The 3,393-nt window shown below is 30.2% G+C and carries 2 protein-coding genes and 2 pseudogenes; 1 reads left to right on the plus strand and 3 read right to left on the minus strand.

All coding sequences use genetic code 11. The features are described from left to right. Positions 1–210 (minus strand): annotated as a pseudogene (locus VKJ25_RS09055) (hypothetical protein); the annotation flags it as partial. 1,008 nt (positions 211–1,218) lie between these two features. On the opposite strand from VKJ25_RS09055, the pseudogene VKJ25_RS24550 reads away from it, so the two are divergent. Then, positions 1,219–1,368 (plus strand): annotated as a pseudogene (locus VKJ25_RS24550) (rhodanese-like domain-containing protein); the annotation flags it as partial. A 339-nt stretch (positions 1,369–1,707) separates the two neighbouring features. Here the strand turns inward: VKJ25_RS24550 and VKJ25_RS09060 are convergent. Together VKJ25_RS09060 and VKJ25_RS09065 are read right to left on the minus strand one after the other, a co-directional pair. Next, positions 1,708–2,901, minus strand: a complete 1,194-nt coding sequence (locus tag VKJ25_RS09060) for an AAA family ATPase (protein ID WP_324236302.1) — start codon at positions 2,899–2,901, stop codon at positions 1,708–1,710. Between the two features lie 296 nt (positions 2,902–3,197). Further along, a partial coding sequence (locus tag VKJ25_RS09065) for a hypothetical protein (protein WP_324236303.1) occupies positions 3,198–3,393 on the minus strand: 196 nt, incomplete at its 5' end.

Genomic DNA, 3,393 nt, shown 5'->3' on the forward strand with positions numbered 1-3,393 from the left:
CTGTTCTAATCGATATCTATTAGCCACATTTAGAGATAAAGCTAATGTTATGGGGGCGACTGCATAAAATACTTGTCCAGAAAATGCTACTCCCAAAGTACCTAATGCTGAACCAAATATACAAGCATATTCCGCTAAATTAAGCCAATGTTTTTTGTCAGACATTGGGTTGACAGACTTGTTGAGAAATGAATCTTTATTCTGTTCCATATTTCAGATAGTTAAAAATTTATACAGGAATCTTAAATAGGTTGTGACAAATCAAAAGGGTGTATCTCATATTCGCTAAAATACTTTTTTCCTCCATACCTATTCCCAGTTAAGTATTAAGCGTTCCCTAAAAGAAGTGTAATTATTAGATGGGTTTAAAGAAGGGTAAAATCTAGTATTTTGTGATTCAATATAAATTACAATCAAGCTTTCATTATAACTACTACTTTTAAGGTATATAAATATTTCTCCGCTAACCCTCTTTCTTAAACACAAATCTTGACCAAAGTTATGATTTTTCAAGTTTAGCGTCTAAGACAATTAATGAGTATTAAGGAATAGTGGCATTATATTATAGCAATCCTATTTTATTTGTGTATAAAAATCTTACGGCTTTTAGGGAATAGGCAACAGGGAACATCTGGGAGTTACAGTTTTTTTAATTTACTTTTTGATTTGTTGCAACCTATTTAGGATTGCTATAGCTAGGGCTTACACATAAACCGAGTTTATCAAAAAAATTCGTAGTTGGAAAACAATAATCAGAGCAATGGACTTGGTTTATTATTTTAAATGTGCCAGTCCTTCTAGTGTTAAATTGTGTTTTATTATTTTTAATGTACTATGAAAAATAGGTATAATACGAATTGACATAAAAACTTGATGATTAGCCTGAGAAACAAAGGAAAAAACTGATGAAATCATTACCTAGATTCATATCAATAACTTTCATAAATGCAGTAGTGATCCTTAGAATAGAACGTTTATTAACTCCGCAAACTGCAAATTTAGCGACTCTTAGAAACACAAAACCGGAGGTTAAAACTGCAATCAATGAATTTCTAAAATTGATTCCTAATTATTATTAGGCGTTAGGGAATTTAGAGAATTAAAAAGCTTTGTGGCCATCAAAAAAATCTTAGTGTTAGATGTACGAAAACCATCATAATATGCAGAAGATCATATTCCCGATGCAGTTAATATTCCCTTGCGAAAACTAACAGAAAACCTCGAAAAATACCTATCAACAAAGCAGTAGTCGTCTACTGTAAAGGTGGATATAGAGCTAGTATAGATACGGCATATTTACAAGTATTAAGTTACAACAATGTCAGAAGTTTTCCACCTAGTATTAAGGGTTGGAAAGCTGCAGGATAACCTCTGGAAAAGTAGGATGAAAAGTTAATAAAAAAATATAAATTTTTACTGTCCTTACTGATCAATAGGAGAAGTAGAAGTATTTTATCTGCCCTATGATAACTGAAAATTTGATAATAAACCAGATAAATTGTAACTATAGCAATCCTATTTTATTCGTCTCAAAAACCTTACTGCTTTTTAGGGAACAAGAAGCAGGGAACCAGGAACAGGTATAAAGTTTCAAAAGTTTTATTTACTTTTTGATTTGTCACAACCTATTTAGGATTGCTATATTTTTCCTAAATAAAAATTAGAATATAAATTAATACTTTATTATTCCCCAAATCAAATTAATTCCTAAACAAAACGGTAAGTAAATTCATACATTAAATCTATTCTACCTTTGCGTAAAACTGCTGGGTCTAATCTTTTTTTAGTATTACAAGTCATTAAAACAACTAACTTAGGCTGAGAATTAATTTGAGATTCATCTATAACACTTTTATATAAAGTACCATCTAATAAACTGAGAATATGTTCTGTTTTACTATTAGTTTGTGCTATCTCCAAAGAACGGTCTTGAGCTAAATTATCTGCTTCATTAATAATCAAACAAATCTTTTCTAAATATGTTGGTGGTACAAAATTTTCTACTGCATCATGATCTAATATAAAAATTACATATCCTAAAGAAACTAAAATCTCTTTTGCCACAGCTTGAGTCCAAGCAGTTTTACCCGTTCCTGGTTCTCCACTTATTAATATAGCTAATTGATTTTGTCGCAAAATTTCCTGCCGTACTGTCTCAGTAAAACTTTGAATATCTTGAGGAAATGTATTTATTGGAAATTGACTTTTAACCTGTCCGATACGACATTGATAACCACTAACAATAACTGCCATATTGTAGGTCGATTTTCTCACAAGAGGTGCGATATTTTGAAAAATTAAACTATAGTAACGTCTACCTTTTTCATAAGTTTCTATTTGTAACCAACAGCAATATTCCGACCAATAACTATACACTTTACCTAAAGTTTCTAGCCTTTCCCAACTGATGAATCTTTCTACTGGATAGTAAAAATTTCTCTCCATAAATGATTGGGTAATTATGTCAGGTTTACCCAATAAATCAAGAATTTTAAAAATAGTAATTTCTTGCAATCTATTCAGAGCATATTCAATAGGAATACTTTCTCTAGTAATAGTTCTAGTGACAGGACTTTCAATGCTCAATAAATCTTGATAACGATAATCTGGAGTTAGAGGTTGGGGAGTTATATAATCCCAAAATTCATCAAATTCATATCGTGTATTTTCTGAAAAAATATTTAATATATTCGCCCACCAAGGAAATTGATTACGACCTAAAACATCTGCAATATCACTAGCTATATCAAGAGTTTTTTTGCTAACTTCCCAAGGATCATTAGATAATAAATGCCATAAATATTCCCAATCAAGTTCTCGGTAAAGTGGTCGCCAACCTGCTCCTAATAATCCTTTGTTTTGAGGGTTATTTTGTTTATTATTAAAGTATTCTATTCCCATATTGTGGTTGAATTTCTAAATATTTTTTACAAGTAAAACCAATTTTTTTAAAATCTCTAATGATAGTATAATAACTACAATTTACACATAAATTAGCTATAGATAGGGAAATTATAAACTATAAATTGTAAATTGTAAATACTCCTGTGCTTATTGTCTAAAACTTTAAGATTTGGTCGTAACACTTATATCTATATTTATAGAGAAATTTTTCCTGGGTAAGTTAAAGGCAAAATCTCTATTTTTCCTCTGAGCTGAAATTCTAAAGTTTGGCAAAAAGGAAAAGAAGGAAAATTTTAGACTTCTCCATCTATATCTATATTTATAGAGAAATTTTCCCTGGGTAAGTTAAAGGCAAAATCTCTATTTTTCCTCTGAGCTGAAATTCTAAAGTTTGGCAAACAAGGAAAAGAAGGAAAGTTTCCAACTTCTCCATCTATATCTATATTTATAGAGAAATTTTCCCTGGGTAAGTTAAAGATAAAATCTCTA

The organism is Okeania sp. (genome assembly GCF_035285525.1).
Lineage (GTDB): Bacteria > Cyanobacteriota > Cyanobacteriia > Cyanobacteriales > Microcoleaceae > Trichodesmium.

Bases quoted from the DNA above. Each gene is read 5' to 3' on its own strand.
- VKJ25_RS09060 (WP_324236302.1), bottom strand. From the start codon at position 2,901: ATGGGAATAGAATACTTTAATAATAAACAAAATAACCCTCAAAACAAA.